The organism is Virgisporangium ochraceum, from assembly GCF_016863655.1.
GTDB classification, from domain to species: Bacteria; Actinomycetota; Actinomycetes; order Mycobacteriales; family Micromonosporaceae; genus Virgisporangium; species Virgisporangium ochraceum.
Genome location: NZ_BOPH01000061.1, coordinates 12,943 through 30,810 on the forward strand (window position 1 = coordinate 12,943; position 17,868 = coordinate 30,810).

Sequence of the window (17,868 nt, forward strand, 5' to 3'; positions counted from 1 at the left end):
GGGATAACCCGTGGTGCTGCCTCGTGACCAGCTGCTGAACAACGAATCCGTCGACCGGTACCGACAATTGCTGGCCGCCGGAATAGACCGGGTGGCGCACCGGATCGGCACCACGGACAAGCCGTTCACCGGAGTTCTCCCGGCCGATCTGGCCCTCGAGATCGACGTCGTCGACCTCGACACCCCCCTCGGTGACGCGGCCGCGGCGCTCGACGAGCTCGACACCGTCTACCTGCGCGACGCGGTGTACTTCCACCACCCGCGGTACCTCGCCCACCTGAACTGTCCGGTGGTGCTGCCGGCCCTGCTGGGCGAGGCGGTGCTCAGCGCCGTCAACCCCTCGCTCGACACCTGGGACCAGAGCGCCGGCGCCACGCTCATCGAGCGCCGCCTGATCGGGTGGACCGCCGACCGGATCGGCCTCGGCCCGCGCGCCGACGGCGTGTTCACCAGCGGCGGCACCCAGTCGAACCTGCAGGCTCTGCTCCTCGCGAGAGAGGAGGCACACCTCCGCTCCGGCGGATCGCCACTGCGGATCCTGGCATCGTCGGCCGGCCATTTCAGCGTCCAGAAAGCCGCGAAGCTGCTCGGACTCGAATCCGACCACGTGCGTCACATATCCACCGACGACGAAGGCCGCATGCGGCCGGCGGCCCTGGCCACCGAACTGCGCCGCGCCGCCGACGAAGGCGTGACGGTGATGGCCGTCGTCGCGACGGCCGGCACCACCGACTTCGGTTCGATCGACCCGTTGCCGGAGATCGCCGACCTGTGCGCCGCCGCCGGAACGTGGCTGCACGTCGACGCGGCCTACGGATGCGGGCTGCTGGTGTCGCCGACGCGGCGGCACCTGCTGGCGGGCATCGACCGGGCCGACTCGGTGACCGTCGACTTCCACAAGTCGTTCTTCCAACCGGTCAGCTCCAGCGCCGTTCTCGTGCGCGAGTCACGCGTGCTGCGGCACGTGACGTACCACGCCGACTACCTGAACCCGGCGCGCATGGCCGAACGGAACATCCCGAACCAGGTCGACAAGAGCATGCAGACCACGCGCCGGTTCGACGCCCTCAAGCTGTGGCTGACGCTGCGGATGATGGGTCCGGACGCGATCGGCGCACTGTTCGACGAGGTGATCGACCGCGCGGGAGCGGCGTGGAGCCTGTTGAGCGACGACCCGCGGTTCGAGGTGTGCGCCCGGTCGGACCTCAGCACCGTCGTGTTCCGGTACCTGCCGGCGGGCCGCGCGCTCGCGTTCGCCGACGAGGCCAACCTGCACGCCCGCGACGCGCTGTCGGCGTCGGGTGCCGCGGTGATCGCGTCGACGACCGTCGACGGCCGGCACTTCCTCAAGTTCACGCTGCTCAACCCGTCGACGACCGTCGAGGACATCGCGGCCGTCGCCGACCTCATCGCCGAGCACGCCGGCCGTCACGCCGACGAGGCCGCCGGCCTGCGCCTCAGCCCGACCGGGAGTTGACATGCCCACCCATGACTTCGTCGCGATCGGCCTCGGCCCGTACAACCTCGGGCTGGCCTGCCTGACCGCGCCGATCCGTGACCTCGACGGGGTGTTCCTCGAAGCGCGGCCGGAGTTCCAGTGGCACCCCGGCATGATGCTCGACTCGACCCGCCTGCAGACCCCGTTCATGAGCGACCTGGTGACGCTCGCCGACCCGACGTCGCCGTTCTCGTTCCTGAACTACCTCAAGGAGACCGGGCGGCTGTACCCGTTCTACATCCGGGAGAGCTTCTACCCGTTGCGCAGCGAGTACAACAGGTACTGCCGGTGGGCCGCGGCGAAGCTGCCGTCGATCCGGTGGAGCCACGAGGTGACGACCGTGCGGCACGCCGGCGGTCTGTACCACGTGGACACTCCACAAGGGACGTTCAGCGCGCCGCGGATCGTGCTCGGCACCGGCACCCCGCCGTACGTGCCGCCGGCCTGCGAAGGGCTCGACGCCGTACACGCCGCCGACTACCTGACGCACGCGCCGGCGCTGCGGTCGCTCGGGAGCATCACGATCGTCGGCAGTGGACAGAGCGCCGCCGAGATCTACCACGACCTGCTCGGCGACATCTCGCGCGGGTACCGGTTGAACTGGGTCACGCGGTCGCCGCGGTTCTTCCCGCTGGAGTACACGAAGCTGACGCTGGAGATGACGTCGCCCGACTACGTCGACTACTTCCACGCGCTGCCCGAACCCGTGCGGTACCGGCTCGAGGCCGGCCAGAAGGGGCTGTTCAAGGGCATCAACGGCGACCTCATCGACGCCATCTACGACCTGCTGTACGAGAAGAGCGTCGACGGTCCCGTGCCCACGCGGCTGCTCACCAACACGTCGCTGGTGTCGGCGTCCCTTGTGGACGGTGTGTACACGCTCGGCCTGCGCAACGACGAGCAGGAGCGGGAGTTCACGCTCGACACCGAGGGGCTCGTGCTCGCCACCGGCTACAGATACGTGCCGCCCGCGTTCCTCGCGGGGATCCGGGACCGCATCCGGTGGGACGGTGCGGGGCGCTTCGACGTCGCCCGCAACTACACGGTCGACGTGAACGGGCGCGAGATCTTCCTGCAGAACGCCGGCACCCACACGCACAGCATCACCTCACCCGACCTGGGCATGGGCGCCTACCGCAACTCCTGGATCATCCGCGACCTGCTCGGCGAGGAGTACTACCCGATCGAGAAGAGCATCACGTTCCAGGAGTTCGGGGTGGCGTCATGACGTTCTCCCGCGGTGAGTTCGCGATCGGTCCCCTCGACGCCGACCGCGACGCCGTGCTGCTGCACGGCTGGGTGACCCACCCGAAGGCGGCGTACTGGATGATGCAGGACGCCTCCGTCGACGACGTGGTCGCCGAGTACCGGCGGATCGCCGAACACCCGCACCACGACGCGTACCTGGGTTCGTACCGCGGCTCGCCGGCGTTCCTGGCCGAGCGGTACGACCCGGCCCGCTGCGAGCTCGTCGGCATCTTCGACGCCTCACCCGGCGACGTGGGCATGCACTTCCTCTGCGCGCCCACGGACACACCGGTGCACGGGTTCACGCTCGGGGTCATCACCACGGTGATGGCGTGGCTGTTCTCCGATCCCGCCGTCCGACGGGTGGTGGTGGAACCCGACGTGCGCAACACCGCCGTGCACGCGTTGAACGGGGCGGTCGGGTTCACGGTGATCGGACCGGTGGCGAAGCCGGAGAAGGAGGCGCTGCTGAGCATCTGCACGCGCGCCTCGTTCGAGGCGGCGGTGCTGGTATGAACCATCTCGACCCCTCGTTCTGGGCCGTCGCCAACCGGCTGCTGGTGCGCAAGGCACTGGCCGAGTTCACCCACGAGCGGCTGCTGACACCGGTGCGCGTCGCCGGTCTCTACACAGTGGACAGTGACGACGGCTCGGTCCGGTACCGGTTCGGGGCCACCCGGCTGGCGCTCGACCACTGGGACGTCGACGCCGACAGCATCACGCGGACCCGCGACGGCGCCGACCTGCCGGTCGACGCGCTCGACTTCTTCCTGGACCTGCGCGGGGCGCTCGGGCTGACCGACGAGATCCTGCCGGTGTACCTGGAGGAGATCGGGTCGACGCTGTCCTCGACGGCGTACAAGCTGTCGCGGCCGAACGTGGCGTCGTCGGCCCTGGTGTCGGCCGACTTCCAGGACATCGAGAGCGGGATGACCGAGGGCCATCCGTGTTTCGTCGCCAACAACGGGCGGCTGGGCTTCGGTCTCGACGACTACCTCCGGTACGCGCCGGAGGCGGCGCGGCCGGTCCGGCTGGTCTGGCTCGCGGCCCACCGCGACCACTCGACGTTCACCTGCACGACGGACCTCGACTACGAGGCGCTGGTGCGCCAGGAGTTCACGCCGTCGACGCTCGCGGCCTTCGGCGACATCGTGGACCTCGCGGATTACCACCTGTTCCCCGTGCACCCGTGGCAGTGGGACAACAGGATCTCGGTGACTTTCGCCGGTGAGGTGGCCGCGCGCCGGCTCGTGTACCTGGGCCCGTCGTCCGACGATTACCGGGCGCAGCAGTCGATCCGGACGTTCTTCAACACCACGACGCCGTCGCGGCACTACGTGAAGACCGCGATCTCCGTGCTGAACATGGGGTTCGTCCGCGGGCTGTCGGCCGCGTACATGGAGGTGACGCCGGCCATCAACGACTGGCTCGCCGACCTCGTCGCCGCCGACGACGTCTTCAAGGCGACCCGGCTGACGCTGCTGCGCGAGCGCGCGGCGATCGGATACCACCACCGGCACTACGAGGCGGCGACCGACCGGTACTCGCCGTACCGCAAGATGCTGGCGGCGCTGTGGCGCGAGAGCCCGGTGCCGTCCCTGGTGGACGGTGAGCGGCTGGCGACGATGGCGTCGCTGCTGCACGTGGACGCCGCCGGCGGCTCCTTCGCCGCGGCGCTGATCTCATCGAGCGGCCTCGCCCCGTCTTCGTGGCTGCGCCGGTACCTCGACGCGTACCTGGTGCCGCTGCTGCACGCGTTCTACGCGTACGACCTCGCGTTCATGCCCCACGGCGAGAACACGATCCTCGTGCTGCGCGACGGCGTGGTGGAGCGGGCGATCTTCAAGGACCTCGCCGAGGAGATCGTGGTGATGTCGGACTCACTGCCGCTGCCGCCCGCGTGCGAACGCGTCCGGGCCGCGGTGCCGGAGCACATGAAGCTCCTGTCGATCTTCACCGACGTGTTCGACTGCTTCTTCCGGTTCCTCAGCGCGATCCTGCACCGGCAGGGCGTGCTCGACCAGGACGCGTTCTGGCGGGTGGTGGCCGCATGCGCCCGCGACTACCGCGACAGCGTGCCGCACCTCGCCGACCGCTTCGAGCGGTACGACCTGTTCGCGCCGACGTTCGCGTTGTCGTGCCTGAACCGGCTGCAGCTACGCGACAACCGGCAGATGGTCGACCTGGCCGACCCGTCGGCGGCGCTGCAACTCGTGGGCGACCTGGAGAACCCGCTGGCCGGACTCGGCTCTCCTGGATCCGGCTCTCCTGGATCCGGCTCTACTGGATCCGGCGGGTGACGTCGGGGCTCAACGGGTCGCGCGGCGCGGCCGGCGGCGGTGTGCCGTACGGGTCGTACCCGGACGGCGCGACCGGGCTACCGGGCGGCGGCCCCACCGGGCTCCCCGGCGCCGGCCCGAACGACGGCGGTCCGCTGTACGGCGCCCCGATCGGCGGGCTGTTCGGGTAGCTGGGCTGGCCGCCGAACGGCGGCGGGTCGAGCGGGCCGGGCTGCCCGCCGAAGGGCGGCGGTTCGGCGGGCTGGCCGAACTGGTGGGGCTGGCCGAAGCCCGGCTGGCCCGGCGGCGGACCGGGTGGTGACCCTGGCGGGACGGCCGCGCGCGGGGTGCGGCTGATCCAGCGGTTCGGGCTCACCAGCGTCGCCAGCAGCGGGATCGACAGCGCCACCAGGATCGTGCCGGCACCGAAGCCGGCGTTGTCGATCTCCAGGATGTCGCTGGGCATCGTGTCGACGAACGAGGAGACGTCGCTGACCAGCCATAACCCGAGCAGCATGTAGGCGACGCCGACCAGGGCGGGCCCGAGTGGCGACAGCCGTGGCACCACGAGCACGGCGTACGCCGCCCCGGCGCCGACGAGGGCGAGGACGCCGAGCGCGTTGTCGCCCGTCCACCCGTCTTCGATGCTCGTGCGACCGACCCCGAACCCGAACAGGACATACGCGACGATGCCGAGCACGGGACCGAGGACGACACTGACGAGGTGGCGCATGCTGCACCTCCGGATCGATGCGCTACTGCCGACGACGCTACAACGAGCGGCGCCGTCATGGTCCCGTCCGGACGGGTATGCCTACTTCCCGACGCCGATCAGCCGTTGTCCTGCGGCGGGCGGGGCGGCGCCGCCCACGGTGAGGTGGCGGGCGGATCGGCGGGACGCTCGTCGCCGGCGTCGGTGGTGGGCGGCTGGCCGGGGAGGCGCTGGGTGGCGTCCGAGGTGGTCTCGGGCTGGCCGGGTTGTGCGGGCTGGCCGGGTTGTGCGGGCTGGCCGGGTTGTGCGGGCTGGCCGGGTTGTGCGGGCTGGCCGGTCAGCGGGGTTGGCGGGGCCGGTGGACGCTGGGCCAGCGGGTTGACGGGCCGCGGCCGCGGCGGGACGCTCGGCGGCGGGCTGACGGGCCGCTGCGGCGCCAGCGGGTTGACCGGCCGCTGCGGAGGCTGACCCTGGCTCGGCACGACGGGCTGGCCGGGCTGGCCGGGCACGACGGGCTGGCCCGGCGCGACCGGTGGATCGGGCTGGCTCGACGGCCAGGACAGGGTGTCGGGCGCGTCCGGCGCGTTGGCCGCCGACGGGTCGGGGCGGTCCTGGGCCGCCCCGCTCGTGGGCCCGGTAGCCGGCCCGGTGGTCGGTTCTGCGGGGTCCGGCTGGCGGGCCGGGGGAGTGGGCCGGGTCTGCTCGGCGGACGGCGGTACCTGCGGCGGCGCCGACGGAGGCACGGGCTGGGTCAGGTCGGTCGACGGGGTCTCCGGCGGCACCTGGAACGTCGGCTGGATCGTCGGGCGGTCGGACGGACCGGCGTTCGGCCAGCTGTCGAGCGGCCAGCCCTCGGTGGGCGCGGCGTGCCGTGGACCGGGGATCACCGGGGTGGGCGGTGGGGTCCGGCCGGCCGCCGGGGTGGAGCCGTTCGGAGGCACGCCCGGGCCCGGGTCCGAGGCAGGCGACGTGAGAGGCGGTGCGGTCGGGAAAACAGGCGGCGACGCGGGCGGCACGATCGGCGGGAGAGGCTGCGCCGCCGGCCCAACCGCAGGCGGCGCGGTCGGCGAGACAGGCGGCGATGCCGGCCCAGCCTCGGGCTCCGATGCCGGCCCCGATGCCGGCCCCGATATTGGCCCGGCCGCCGGGTCGGTGCCGGTGTCCCCCGGGCGCTTCGGTGGGGTGCGGCGGGGGAGGTCCTCGGGGGTTCCCGGGGTCAGCCCGGCGTACATCGCCTCGCGGGTGAGGGTCGAGCCCTCACCCGGCTGGGGGTAGGGGCTCACCGTCGACGGCCAGAGGGGGCCCTCGCCCAGCGCCGGCGGCGGGGAGCCCGCCGCCTCGTTCGGGGTGTAGACGGCGGCGGTGGTGGGCATGCCGGCCGGGCTGTAGGCGCCGGCGCCCGCCGGTGCGGGCGAGTCTGACACCGGCAGCACGCCCGTGGTGCCGGGCCCGGACGCGGGAGAACCCGAAACCGGGGCACCGGCACCGGCACCGGCACCGGCAGCGGGAGCGGCCGCCGGCCAGCGCTGCCACCTCCGCCGGCTCAGGGCGGCGACCACGAGGATCGCACCGGCCAGGGCGATCGTCCCGTTCGTGAACGGGGGGACCGTGTCGATCGGGTAGCCGTTGATCTCGAACTGGGGCAGCGTGTCGACCACCCACATCGGCTCGCGGACCGCGTACCCGTACACGCCCAGGTACAGCACCCCGGCGACCAGCGGGCCGACGGGCGACAGGCGCAGGGCGACGATCAGCCCGATGAGCAGGCCGGCGCCCAGCACCAGGGCCAGCGGCCCCAGCACGTCGCCGGTGTAGATGTCGTCGGCCGTGCTCCAGCGGTCGTAGGTCCGCTGCATGCGGGGTTGTCCCGCGGCGATCAGCACCCAGGCGAGGGGCGCTACCACGAGACCGGCCAACAAGCTGCCGAAATGGCGCATGTCAGCAAAGTACCGTCCCGGGTCACCCGGGGTCCGCCCGGGCAGAATGACATCCATGACCGCTGGTGACGTGCTGTGGACCCCGCCCGCCGACGTACGGGACACCACCCGGATCGGCCATTACCTGCGCTGGCTGCGGTCGGAGCGCGACCGTGACTTCACCCGGTCCGGGTACGAGGAGCTATGGCAGTGGTCGGTGCGCGAGCCGGCCGAGTTCTGGCGGACGATCTGGGACTACTTCGAGATCGCCGCCGCCACCCCGCCGGAGACGACCATCGACCGCGTCGCGATGCCCGGTGCGCGGTGGTTCCCCGGCGCCACGCTGAACTACGCCGAGCACGTGCTGCGCGCACCCGGCCGGGCCGACGACGACGTGATCGTCAGCGCCTACTCGCAGACCCGCGAGCCGGTCCACCTGACGAAGGCCGAGCTCACCGAGCGGGTGCGGCGGGCGCGCGGCGCCCTGCGGCGGCTGGGCGTCAGGAAGGGCGACCGGGTCGCCGCATACGCGCCGAACATTCCCGAGACGTACGTGCTGCTGCTCGCCACCGCCAGCCTCGGCGCGGTGTTCAGCAGCTGCGCGCCGGAGTTCGGGCTGCGCAGCGTGGTCGACCGGTGGCTGCAGATCGAGCCGACCGTGCTGCTCGCCGTCGACGGCTACCGCTACGGCCCCCGGGAGATCGACCGCCGGGAGGAGGTCGCGGCCATCCGCGACGCGCTGCCCAGCCTCGCACACGTCATTACGCTGAAATACGCCGAAAAATCGGATGAGAACGAGCTCACCCAGCCCACCGATGAGCCGCTCACGTTCGAACAGGTCCCGTTCGACCACCCGCTCTACGTCCTCTACTCCTCCGGCACCACCGGCCTGCCGAAGCCGATCGTCCACGGCCACGGCGGCATCCTGCTCGAGCACGTGAAGATGCTGGCCCTGCACCACGACCTCGGCCCCGACGACAGGTTCTTCTGGTTCAGCACCACCGGCTGGATGATGTGGAACTACCTCGCGTCGGCGCCGGCGGTCGGCGCCGGCATCGTGATGTTCGACGGCGACCCCGCGTACCCCGGCCTCGACGCCCTGTGGACGCTGGCCGAGGAAGCGGGGATCACCTACTTCGGCACCTCGGCCCCGTTCCTCCTCGCCTGCCGGAAGAACAACGTGAAACCGGGCAACCTGGAGAAGATCAGAGGCCTCGGCTCCACCGGCGCGCCGCTGCCGCCCGAGGGCTTCGAGTGGGTCTACGAGAACGTGAACCCGGACCTCGTCCTGTCCAGCGCCAGCGGCGGCACCGACGTGTGCACGGCGTTCGTCGGCGGGGTACCGCTGCTGCCGGTCTACTCGGGTGAGATCACCTGCCGCGCGCTGGGCGCGGCCGTCGACTCGTTCCGGCCCGACGGCACCTCGGCGCCGACCGGCGAGCTCGGCGAACTGGTGATCACCGCGCCGATGCCGAGCATGCCGGTCGGCTTCTGGAACGACACCGACGGCAGCCGCTACCGCGAGGCCTACTTCGACACGTTCCCCGGCGTGTGGCGGCACGGCGACTGGCTCACGATCACCGAGCGCGGCACGCTCGTGATCACCGGCCGGTCCGACGCGACGCTCAACCGGGGCGGCGTGCGCCTGGGCACGTCGGAGTTCTACTCGGTGGTCGAGGGCTTCGCGGAGGTCGCCGACTCGCTGGTCGTGCACCTCGAGGACCCGGAGGGCGGCCCCGGCGAGCTGATCCTGTTCGTGGTGCCGGCGCCCGGCGCGGCCGTCGACGACGCGCTCGTCACGCGGATCGCCAAGGAGCTGCGCGGCGGCCTGTCGCCACGCCACGTTCCCGACTCCGTCCACAGCGTCACCGCCGTGCCCCGCACGTTGAGCGGCAAGAAGCTGGAGGTGCCGGTCAAGCGCATCCTCACCGGCACGCCCGCCGACCAGGCCGCCGCGAAGGGCGCCCTGGTCAACCCGGAGTCGCTGTCGGAGTACGAGTCGCTCGTCAGGAGAGCGTGAGGCCGGCCCGCTCGGTCTCCGCGCGCCGCCGCAGCGTCGTCGCGTCGACGTCCTTGCAGAGGACGATCGAAGCGGACGCGGTGAGCGGCGCGAGCAGCCAGTCGACCGGGTCGGGATAGGTGGTGACGTCGACGAGCACCCGCCCGTTCGCGGGGATCCCGAGCTCCTTCGCGCGGGCGGTGGCCCGGTCGAGCACCGCGGCGTGGGTCTCCCCGAAGTACGCGGGGTCCGCCGGCGGCCCGGTGCGGAAGTGGTCGCCGTGCGGCCGGACCTCGCTGATGTAGTCGAGCCAGCCGTCCGGCAGTTCGCCGCGGTACGGCATGCCCATCGCGGCCAGCCCGAGGAAGAACCGGTCGGTGGCCGACGACTCGACGGGTGCGGACGCGAACGCCACGTCACCGTCGGACTCGACCGACAGACCGGCGGCCCAGCAGCCCACCAGGATGGCGGCGGTCTGCCAGTGCGGGGTCACCGCGACCAGCGCGGCGTCGCCCGGGCCGAGGCCGCAGCCGTCGACCAGCAGATTGGCGGTCTTCGACACCCAGTTGGCGAACGTGTTGCCGCTCAGTTCCACCCACTCGCCCGTGCCGTCGTCGTAGAACGTCAGCAGCGGGCGGGCCGGGTCGGCCGCGGCGGTGCGGGCGGCGAGGTCTCCAAGATTCGTCACGGCATCTCCAAATGCGGTGGCATGCGTTAGCCCACCCGGAGGGGTGGTGATCGAGCGTGCCGCAACCGCGACGATATCGGCCGGTCCGGCGAAAGCTGTGGGCGGCCGCCGCGGCGCTCGGTGTGCTCCTGTCGCTGCTGCTCCTTCCCGACCACCGCCGCGACGACGTCGGCGGCGTCGACCCGGCGCCGCTCGGCCCGGCCGTGCCAGCCGGCCGGTCGCCGTCGGCCGAGGCGTCGCCGCCGGGCTCCGCGGCACCCGTGTCGGTGGCGCCCGCGGAGTCGGTGACCCCGACCGGCACGGCCGTCGCCGGCCGGCCCGGTGCCGCCGAGCGGGGCCGGCCCGGTGCCGACCCGCGCTTCCGCCCGGCCGGCCCCGCGACGCCCGGCGCGGTGACGCCCGAGGTGGCCCACCTGCGGCTCGGCGGTCCCGACGCGCCCGCCGACGGGGTGCAGGTGCGGGCCGGGGTTCCGCGCGGCCTGCCGCTCGCCGCCGGGGCCGGCGGCCTGCGGGGTGACCGCGACACCCGCACGCTCGGGGCGCGGCAGACCGACACGCAGGTGTTCAGCGCGGTGGGCGTCACCTGGGTGGGTGACCCGTCGGCCCGGGTCAGCGTGGCCGTGCGGTCGCGGGTCCCGTCGAAGGGGTGGACCGGGTGGCGCGCGGTGGGCGCCGCGAGCGCGGACCGCGACCCCGACGCGCGCCCGGAGGACCGCGGCCCCGCGCAGCCGCCGGCCGGGACCGGCGGTCCGCCGGCCGGGAGCGGCGCCGACCGGGCGGAGACGGCGCCGACCTGGCGCAACGCGGCCGACCTCGTGTGGCTCGGCGCCGCCGACGCGATCGAGGTGCAGGTGAGCGCCGAGGTCCGGGCCGGGATCGCCGACGTCGTCGTGGACCTCATCGACCCGCGCACCGCGCCCGCCGACGCCACGGCCGGCGTGCCCGCGACCGCGCCGACCCCGGGAACGGGCCGGGTGCCGATGCCACCGATCGCCCGCCGCGCCGACTGGGGCGCCGACGAGCGCCTCATGGACTGGACGCCCGCCTACTCCCGCCCGGTGCAGGCCGTCGCCCTGCACCACACCGCGACCGCCACCGACTACCAACCGGTCGACGTGCCGCGGATGCTGCGGGCGCTCTACTACTTCCAGGCGGTGTCGCGCGGCTGGGGCGACCTCGGCTACCCGGTGCTCGTCGACCGGTTCGGGCGGCTCTGGGAGGGGCGGTACGGCGGGCTGGCCCGGCCGGTGGTCGGCGCGCACGCGAGCGGCTTCAACCGGGTTGCGACGGGCGTCGCACTTCTCGGCGACTTCGACCGCACCGCGGTGCCGCCGGCGGCCGTGGAGGCGGCCGGTCGCTACGCCGGCTGGAAGCTGTCGCTCGCGCCGACGGCGGTGCACCCGTGGAGCAGCGTCAAGGTGACCAGCGAGGGCGGCGCGTCGCGGTTCCGTGCCGGCACCGCGGTCACCCTGCCCCGGGTGTTCCCGCACCGGCAGACCGGTGACACCGACAGCCCGGGCGACCGGGGCACGGCCGCCCTCGGCGCGGTGCGTGACGCCGCCCGGCGGTACCTGGGAGACCGGGTCGAGCCGTCGACCCCGCGGCAGCGGCTCGCCACGTGGCGGCCGTCGGACGCGACGTGGCGGGCGCAGGGCTCCGCCGGTCCCCTCCTGTTGGGATCGGTGGGTGACGTTCCGGTGGCGGCCGACTTCGACGGCGACGGCAGCGGCGACCCCGGTACCTGGACGCCCGCGACCGGCCGGTGGCGGATCGCGAACTCCGGCGGCGGCACCGTCGAGGAGTACTCGCTCGGCCATCCCGGTGACCGCCCGGTACCGGCCGACTACAACGGCGACGGACGCGCCGAACCGGCGGTGTGGCGGGAATCCGACGGAACCTGGTGGGTCGGTGTCGGTCCGCCGACGCAGTGGGGCGTGCCCGGTGACGTTCCGGTGCCGGGCGACTACGACGGCGACGGACGCGCCGACATCGCCGTGTACCGGCCGGTCGAGGGGAACTGGCACATCCGCGGCGGACGCACCGTCCGGTTGGGGGAAGCGAACTTCCTTCCGGTGCCGGCCGACTACGACGGCGACGGAAGCGTCGACCCGGCCGCGTGGTCCCCGGTGACCGGACGATGGTTCCTACCCGGACGGTTGCCCGCGAAGTACGGCGAACCGGGCGACACGCCCGTTCCGGCACAGTACGACGGCGATGGTCGGGCCGATCAGGCCGTCTGGCGCACCGGGGAATGGACCATCCGTAGGCACGGATCCGTCCGCTTCGGCCAACCGGGTGACGTTCCCATTGTGCTGTCCTGAATATTGCCTCAATCGACGCGCCACGGTCGGTGTGGTGGTGCGCGGTCGGCGTAGTGTTGGCGTACGGGACAGTGACGTAAGGTGCTGTAACTAACTGTTCCGCCGCCCACCCCGGGCGGACGAGTACCTGGTCCGGAACAACGAGTGCGGAACAACCAGTGCGGAACAACCAGTGCGGAGGAGCCGTCACGTGACCCCCGGTCGCCCACCCCGCGTGCTAGTCGACGCCACGAGTGTCCCCGCCGACAGGGGCGGTGTCGGGCGCTACGTCGACGGGCTGCTGGGCGCCTTGGTGAACACGGACGCCGACATCGCGGTCGTCTGCCAGCGCACCGACTCCGAGCGGTACGCCCGCGAGCTTCCCGCCGCCCGGGTCGTGGCCGCGCCGGCCGCCGCCGCGCACCGCCCGGCCCGCCTCGCCTGGGAGCAGACCGGCCTGCCGCTGCTCGCCCAGCAGATCGGCGCCGACGTGCTGCACTCGCCGTTCTACACGTGCCCGTTGCGCATCAGCTGCCCGGTCACGGTCACCGTGCACGACGCCACGTTCTTCACCGAGCCGGAGCACTACGACAAGTCGCGCCGCACGTTCTTCCGGTCGGCCATCAAGACGTCGCTGCGCCGGGCCGCGCGCGTCATCGTCCCCTCGAAGGCCACCCGCGACGAGCTGATCCGCCTCCTCGAGGCCGACCCGACCCGCATCGACGTCGCCTACCACGGCGTCGACCCGGGCGCGTTCCACGTGCCGGCGGAGGAGGAGAAGGCGCGAGTCCGGGCCCGCCTGGGCCTCGGCGCCACCGGCTACATCGCGTTCCTGGGCGCGAAGGAGCCGCGCAAGAACGTCCCGAGCCTGATCCGCGGCTGGGTCACGGCGGTGCGGAACCGCCCCAACCCGCCGGCGCTGGTCGTGGCCGGCGGCTCCGGCCACGACGACGAGATCGACCAGGCTGTGTCGGAGGTGCCGGCCCACCTGCGGCTGCTGCGCCCCGGCTACCTCCGGTACACCGACCTGCCGGGCTTCCTGGGCGGCGCCATGGTGGCCGCGTACCCGTCCTTCGGCGAGGGCTTCGGCCTGCCGATCCTCGAAGCGATGGCCTGCGGCACCCCGGTGCTCACCACGCCCCGGCTGTCGCTGCCCGAGGTCGGCGGCGAGGCCGTGGCGTACACCGGTCCCGACCCGGAGGAGATCGGCCGCGACCTGGCCGCCCTGCTCGACGACGAGCCCCGCCGCAAGACGCTGGCCGCCGCCGGCCTGGCCCGGGCACAGGAGTTCACCTGGGCCACCAGCGCCGAGGTGCACCTGGCGGCCTGGACGCGCGCCGCACGCGAAGCCGCCGTCCTCGGCGACGCCGCCCGCGGCGCGCTGCGGTAGCCGGAGTCCTCGGCGCCGCCCGCGGCGCGCCGCGGTAGCTAGAGGTACCCGGAGGCGCCGCGCTCGCGGAGGCTGTCGACGACGGCCTTCACCTCCTGGGCCCGCCCGCGGGAGCACACCAGGAGAGCGTCGTCGGTGTCGACGATGATGATGTCGGTCAGGCCCACGGCGGCCACGAGGCGCCCGCTGCCCGGCACCACGACCACGTCGGCCGCGTCGTGCAGGACCACCTCGCCCTTCGCGTCGTCGGCGTCGAGCACCACGTTGCCGCGCGCGTCGGCGGGCAGCACGTCACCGAGGGTGTGGAAGTCGCCGACGTCGTTCCAGCCGAACGTGCCCGGCACCGTGGCCACCAGGCCCTCGGCCGCCGCACCCTCCATCACCGCGTAGTCGACGGAGATCTTCTTCAGTGTCGGCCAGACCTCGCCCAGCCGGTCCTCGCGGCGCGGCCCGTGCCAGGCGGCCGCGATGCGGCGCAGCCCGTCGTGCAGTTCGGGCTGCTGGCGGGCCAGCTCGTCGAGGAACACGTCGACGCGCCAGAGGAACATGCTCGCGTTCCACAGGTACTGGCGGGAGCGCACGTACGCCTCGGCGCGGGCCGCGTCGGGCTTCTCGGCGAACTCCTCGACCGCCCGGATCGGGCCGTCGCCGTCGGTGGCGCCGCACTTCAGGTAGCCGTAGCCGGTCTCGGCGCGGGTCGGCGTGATGCCGATCGTCATCAGCTTGCCGGCGCGGGCACCCTCGGCCGCGGCGCGCACCACGGCCTGGAACGCCGGCACGTCGGCCACCAGGTGGTCGGACGCGAACGAACCCATGAGCGCCGTCGGCTCGCGCTCGGCGATCACCGCCGCGGCGAGGCCGATCGCGGCGCAGGAGTCGCGCGGGGCCGGCTCCACCAGGATGTTGCTCTCTGGCAGGTCGGGAAGTTGGCGGGCCACCGCGGCGGCGTGCGCCACGCCGGTGACCACCATCGTGGTGTCGGCGGTGGCGAGTCCGTCGAGCCGCTCGGCCGTCGCCTGGAGCAGCGTCGACGACGTACCGGTCAGCGGGTGCAGGAACTTGGGGTGGCCGGCCCGTGACAGCGGCCACAGCCGCGTGCCACTTCCTCCGGCGAGAACTACGGCATAAAGCACCCGTCCATCATGCCGGATGAATCTGCGTCACGTTGAGTAAGCCCATCGGAGTGCGGGTCCGATCAACGGGACCACGCCGTCGGCCAGGGGCGACGGCAGCGCGTCGGGCGCGAACCAGGCGAGGTCCTTCGACTCGGCGCTGCACACGGGTTCGGCGCCCTCGGGGGCGAGCACGGCGTACCGCACGTCGTAGTGCACGCTCGGCCCGAACCGGCAGCGCACCGGGTGCACGTCGAGGCCGATCGGCTCCGGCCCGATCAGCAGCCCGTCGATGCCCGACTCCTCGCGTGCCTCGCGCAGCGCCGCCGCCGCGAGCGTCGCGTCGCCGGGCTCGCAGTGGCCGCCCATCTGCATCCACGCGCCGACCCGGCCGTGCAGGCACAGCAGCACGCGTTCGCGGTCGGGCGCGACGACGAGCGCGCTCGCGGTGAGGTGCGGCCCGGCCGTGGTGGGCAGCACCGACTCCGGCCCGGTGGCGAGCAGGTCGCGGAACGTTCTGGCGTCCGGAGTGGACAGTCCACTGAGGACATTTCGGGCGTCGGTGTAGAGCGTCACTGTGTCTCCCAAATCCCGCACAAGAGCGCCGGCATCACTGCCTCCGCTCCGCTCCGGAAGCAATGCCGGCCGGCATCCCCACCGTGATCGTGCCGAACGGCGCGTCGGCGCCCGGCTCGTCGGTCCAGGTCGAGGCGAGGCCGGCGGCCGCCAGGGCGGCGCGCAGCCGGTGGATGTCGGCGCCCGCACGGGCCGGGCGCCGCGGGTCGCCGCCGGGTCGCAGCGTCACCCTTCTACTGGACGCGCTGAGCACGTCGACCGTCGTGTCCACCATGGACAGTGCGTGCTCCACCGCGCCCTGTGGCAGGTCGCCGTCGCCGAGCGGAACGTCGTCCGGGAGCGTGGCGGCCCGGCGGAGACCGTCGGCGCGCGCCTCCGCGGTCCCGAGCGCGAACATGTCCTCCGGGCCGGCGCGCACCAGCGCGCGGGCGCCGCCCTCGGCGGACGCCGTGAAGCGGAACCCCCGGACGACCGCGACCGGCACCTGCTCGGCCTTGCCCTTCACCAGGTCGGCCGCCGCGGCCAGCTCGTCGACGACGGCCACCTGGGTGACGTCGAGGATGTTGCCGTAGGCGTCGGGCCCGCCCCGGTAGTCGCGCACCGGTTCGATGCCCGCCGCGCCGATGGCCACGTCGGTCTGGCCGATCCGCCACGGGCGTCCCATGGTGTCGGAGACGACGACCGCGACGTCCACACCGGACAGTGCGCGGATCCGGGCCCGCAGCGCGGCGGCCGAGGCGTCGGGGTCGGCCGGCAGCAGCACGAGGAGGGAGCGGTCCACATTGGACTCGTCGACGCCGGCGGCGGCCAGCACCAGACCGTGGTGGGTCTGCACGATGCGCATCGGCCCGCGCCGGGCCACCACGCGCGCCGTCTCGCTGTCGATGGCGCGGTCGCGGGCGGCGTCGCGCTCGGGCCCGGGCTCGGGCGGCAGCGGGACGAGTCGGCCCTCCGCCTTGCTGACCACCTTGCTGGTGACCACGACGACGTCGCCGTCGGCCAGCCACGGCGCGGCGTCGGTGATGAGCGCGGCCAGGTCGGCGCCCGGTGTCACGTCGCCGATCCCGGTGACCGGACGGACGGTGAGCTCAGACATCGAGGCCCGCCGCCGTGAGCGCCGCTGTTGCGATCGCGGCGGCGGCGTCCACATCGGACATCCACAGAGGACGGTCGACGACCCGGACGCCGTCGACGGTGGTGCCCGCGTCGGCGGTGTCGACGAGCCACGCGTCGAGGATGCCGCCCGCGGACCTCGCGCCGTAGAGCCCGCCGACCCCGGCGGCGGTGCACTCCACGCCCAGGGTGGCGAGGCACTTGTCGGCCATGCCGCGCACCGGCGCGCCATTGATGATCGGGCTGACGCCCACCACCGGCTTCGTCAGCGCCTCCTTCAGGCCGGGAACGGCCAGGATCGGCGCGATGCTCACGACCGGGTTGCTGGGTGCCAGCAGCACGGCGTCGGCGGTGGCGAGCGCGTCGGGCACTCCCGGCGCCGGCTTGGCCGCCTCCGCGCCGACGAACACGAACCGCTTCGCCGGCAACGCGCCCCGGTGCCGGACCCACCACTCCTGGAAATGCAGCGCCTCGGTCTCCGTGACCACGTGGGTCTCCACCCGGTCGTCGGTGGCCGGCAGCACGCGCACGCCGGGCTGCCAGCGGGCGCACAGCGCCTCGGTGACCGCCGACAGGGGGTAACCGGCGTCGAGCATGCGGGTACGCACCAGGTGGGTGGCGAGGTCGCGGTCGCCGAGGCCGAACCAGGTCGGCTCGGCCCCGTAGGCGACCAGCTCCTCCTTCACGACCCAGGTCTCGTCGCGTCGGCCCCAGCCGCGCTCGGGATCGGCCGCGCCGCCGAGCGTGTACACCACTGTGTCGAGATCGGGACAGATCCTCAGGCCGTGCAGCGTCACGTCGTCACCGACATTGACGACGGCCGTGACCTCGGCCGGCTCGCCCCGCGCCGCGAGCCGCCGGGCCACTTCCCGCACGCCCACCAGGAAGCGGGCGCCACCGATGCCGCCGGCCAGAACCACGATGTGCATGGGTAGCAATACTTCCGTAGGCGCGGGTGCGACCATCCCGGGGGTGTTCGGTATCCCGGCCAGCGGCGTGACGCACTAGGCTCGCATCCGTCCGTATGTGTCAGCCCA

Annotated in this window: 14 protein-coding genes; 7 read left to right on the forward strand and 7 right to left on the reverse strand. The window is 73.2% G+C overall.

Annotation, left to right across the window (positions count from 1 at the left end; genetic code table 11):
* Window positions 1-10 precede the first annotated feature (10 nt).
* Genes Voc01_RS21420 through Voc01_RS21435 form a run of 4 tightly spaced genes read left to right on the forward strand, consistent with a single transcriptional unit; the run spans window position 11 to window position 5,046 of the window.
* A complete protein-coding gene (locus tag Voc01_RS21420; protein ID WP_239160368.1) occupies window positions 11-1,477 on the forward strand; it encodes a pyridoxal phosphate-dependent decarboxylase family protein in 1,467 nt (488 codons plus the stop codon).
* 1 nt (window position 1,478) lies between these two features.
* Window positions 1,479-2,726, forward strand: a complete 1,248-nt coding sequence (locus Voc01_RS21425) for a lysine N(6)-hydroxylase/L-ornithine N(5)-oxygenase family protein (protein WP_203929274.1) — start codon at window positions 1,479-1,481, stop codon at window positions 2,724-2,726.
* Entirely contained in the window at window positions 2,723-3,262 is a 540-nt protein-coding gene (locus tag Voc01_RS21430) for a GNAT family N-acetyltransferase (protein WP_203929275.1), read from the forward strand. The genes Voc01_RS21425 and Voc01_RS21430 overlap by 4 nt, the downstream gene beginning before the upstream one ends.
* Window positions 3,259-5,046, forward strand: coding sequence for an IucA/IucC family protein (locus tag Voc01_RS21435; protein ID WP_203929276.1), 1,788 nt, complete (start codon window positions 3,259-3,261; stop codon window positions 5,044-5,046). Before Voc01_RS21430 ends, Voc01_RS21435 begins: the two co-directional genes overlap by 4 nt.
* Here Voc01_RS21435 and Voc01_RS21440 read toward each other — a convergent pair.
* Window positions 5,027-5,758, reverse strand: coding sequence for a hypothetical protein (locus Voc01_RS21440; protein WP_203929277.1), 732 nt, complete (start codon window positions 5,756-5,758; stop codon window positions 5,027-5,029). The genes Voc01_RS21435 and Voc01_RS21440 overlap by 20 nt on opposite strands.
* A 98-nt stretch (window positions 5,759-5,856) precedes the next feature.
* Window positions 5,857-7,674, reverse strand: a complete 1,818-nt coding sequence (locus tag Voc01_RS21445; protein ID WP_203929278.1) for a hypothetical protein — start codon at window positions 7,672-7,674, stop codon at window positions 5,857-5,859.
* 55 nt (window positions 7,675-7,729) lie between these two features.
* On the opposite strand from Voc01_RS21445, the gene Voc01_RS21450 reads away from it, so the two are divergent.
* Window positions 7,730-9,673, forward strand: coding sequence for an acetoacetate--CoA ligase (locus tag Voc01_RS21450; protein WP_203929279.1), 1,944 nt, complete (start codon window positions 7,730-7,732; stop codon window positions 9,671-9,673).
* On the opposite strand, the gene Voc01_RS21455 is transcribed toward Voc01_RS21450, so the two are convergent.
* Entirely contained in the window at window positions 9,660-10,340 is a 681-nt protein-coding gene (locus tag Voc01_RS21455; RefSeq protein ID WP_203929280.1) for a TIGR03089 family protein, read from the reverse strand. The genes Voc01_RS21450 and Voc01_RS21455 overlap by 14 nt on opposite strands.
* Before the next feature lie 56 nt (window positions 10,341-10,396).
* On the opposite strand from Voc01_RS21455, the gene Voc01_RS21460 reads away from it, so the two are divergent.
* Together Voc01_RS21460 and Voc01_RS21465 are read left to right on the forward strand one after the other, a co-directional pair.
* The gene (locus Voc01_RS21460; protein ID WP_203929281.1) at window positions 10,397-12,661 is read left to right on the forward strand and encodes an N-acetylmuramoyl-L-alanine amidase; all 2,265 of its coding nucleotides are present in this window, start codon (window positions 10,397-10,399) and stop codon (window positions 12,659-12,661) included.
* A 190-nt stretch (window positions 12,662-12,851) separates the two neighbouring features.
* On the forward strand, window positions 12,852-14,030 hold the full coding sequence (locus Voc01_RS21465) for a glycosyltransferase family 4 protein (RefSeq protein WP_203929282.1): 1,179 nt from the start codon (window positions 12,852-12,854) through the stop codon (window positions 14,028-14,030).
* 38 nt (window positions 14,031-14,068) lie between these two features.
* Here Voc01_RS21465 and Voc01_RS21470 read toward each other — a convergent pair whose 3' ends face one another.
* From Voc01_RS21470 to cofD, 4 genes are read right to left on the reverse strand one after another with little or no spacing between them, the layout of a single operon-like run.
* Window positions 14,069-15,163 carry a mannose-1-phosphate guanylyltransferase gene (locus Voc01_RS21470; RefSeq protein ID WP_203929283.1) on the reverse strand — a complete coding sequence of 365 codons (1,095 nt, stop codon included), beginning with the start codon at window positions 15,161-15,163 and terminating at the stop codon, window positions 14,069-14,071.
* A gap of 27 nt (window positions 15,164-15,190) precedes the next feature.
* Window positions 15,191-15,718, reverse strand: a complete 528-nt coding sequence (locus Voc01_RS21475) for an NUDIX hydrolase (RefSeq protein WP_203929284.1) — start codon at window positions 15,716-15,718, stop codon at window positions 15,191-15,193.
* A gap of 34 nt (window positions 15,719-15,752) precedes the next feature.
* Window positions 15,753-16,814, reverse strand: coding sequence for a coenzyme F420-0:L-glutamate ligase (locus tag Voc01_RS21480; RefSeq protein ID WP_203929285.1), 1,062 nt, complete (start codon window positions 16,812-16,814; stop codon window positions 15,753-15,755).
* Complete coding sequence (gene cofD / locus Voc01_RS21485; RefSeq protein WP_203929286.1) at window positions 16,807-17,760, reverse strand: 2-phospho-L-lactate transferase; 954 nt, start codon at window positions 17,758-17,760, stop codon at window positions 16,807-16,809. The genes Voc01_RS21480 and cofD overlap by 8 nt, the downstream gene beginning before the upstream one ends.
* Between the last annotated feature and the right edge of the window lie 108 nt (window positions 17,761-17,868).

Bases quoted from the DNA above. Each gene is read 5' to 3' on its own strand.
- Voc01_RS21425 (WP_203929274.1), top strand. From the start codon at position 1,479: ATGCCCACCCATGACTTCGTCGCGATCGGCCTCGGCCCGTACAACCTC.
- Voc01_RS21430 (WP_203929275.1), top strand. From the start codon at position 2,723: ATGACGTTCTCCCGCGGTGAGTTCGCGATCGGTCCCCTCGACGCCGAC.
- Voc01_RS21435 (WP_203929276.1), top strand. From the start codon at position 3,259: ATGAACCATCTCGACCCCTCGTTCTGGGCCGTCGCCAACCGGCTGCTG.
- Voc01_RS21440 (WP_203929277.1), bottom strand. From the start codon at position 5,758: ATGCGCCACCTCGTCAGTGTCGTCCTCGGTCCCGTGCTCGGCATCGTC.
- Voc01_RS21445 (WP_203929278.1), bottom strand. From the start codon at position 7,674: ATGCGCCATTTCGGCAGCTTGTTGGCCGGTCTCGTGGTAGCGCCCCTC.
- Voc01_RS21450 (WP_203929279.1), top strand. From the start codon at position 7,730: ATGACCGCTGGTGACGTGCTGTGGACCCCGCCCGCCGACGTACGGGAC.
- Voc01_RS21480 (WP_203929285.1), bottom strand. From the start codon at position 16,814: ATGTCTGAGCTCACCGTCCGTCCGGTCACCGGGATCGGCGACGTGACA.
- cofD (WP_203929286.1), bottom strand. From the start codon at position 17,760: ATGCACATCGTGGTTCTGGCCGGCGGCATCGGTGGCGCCCGCTTCCTG.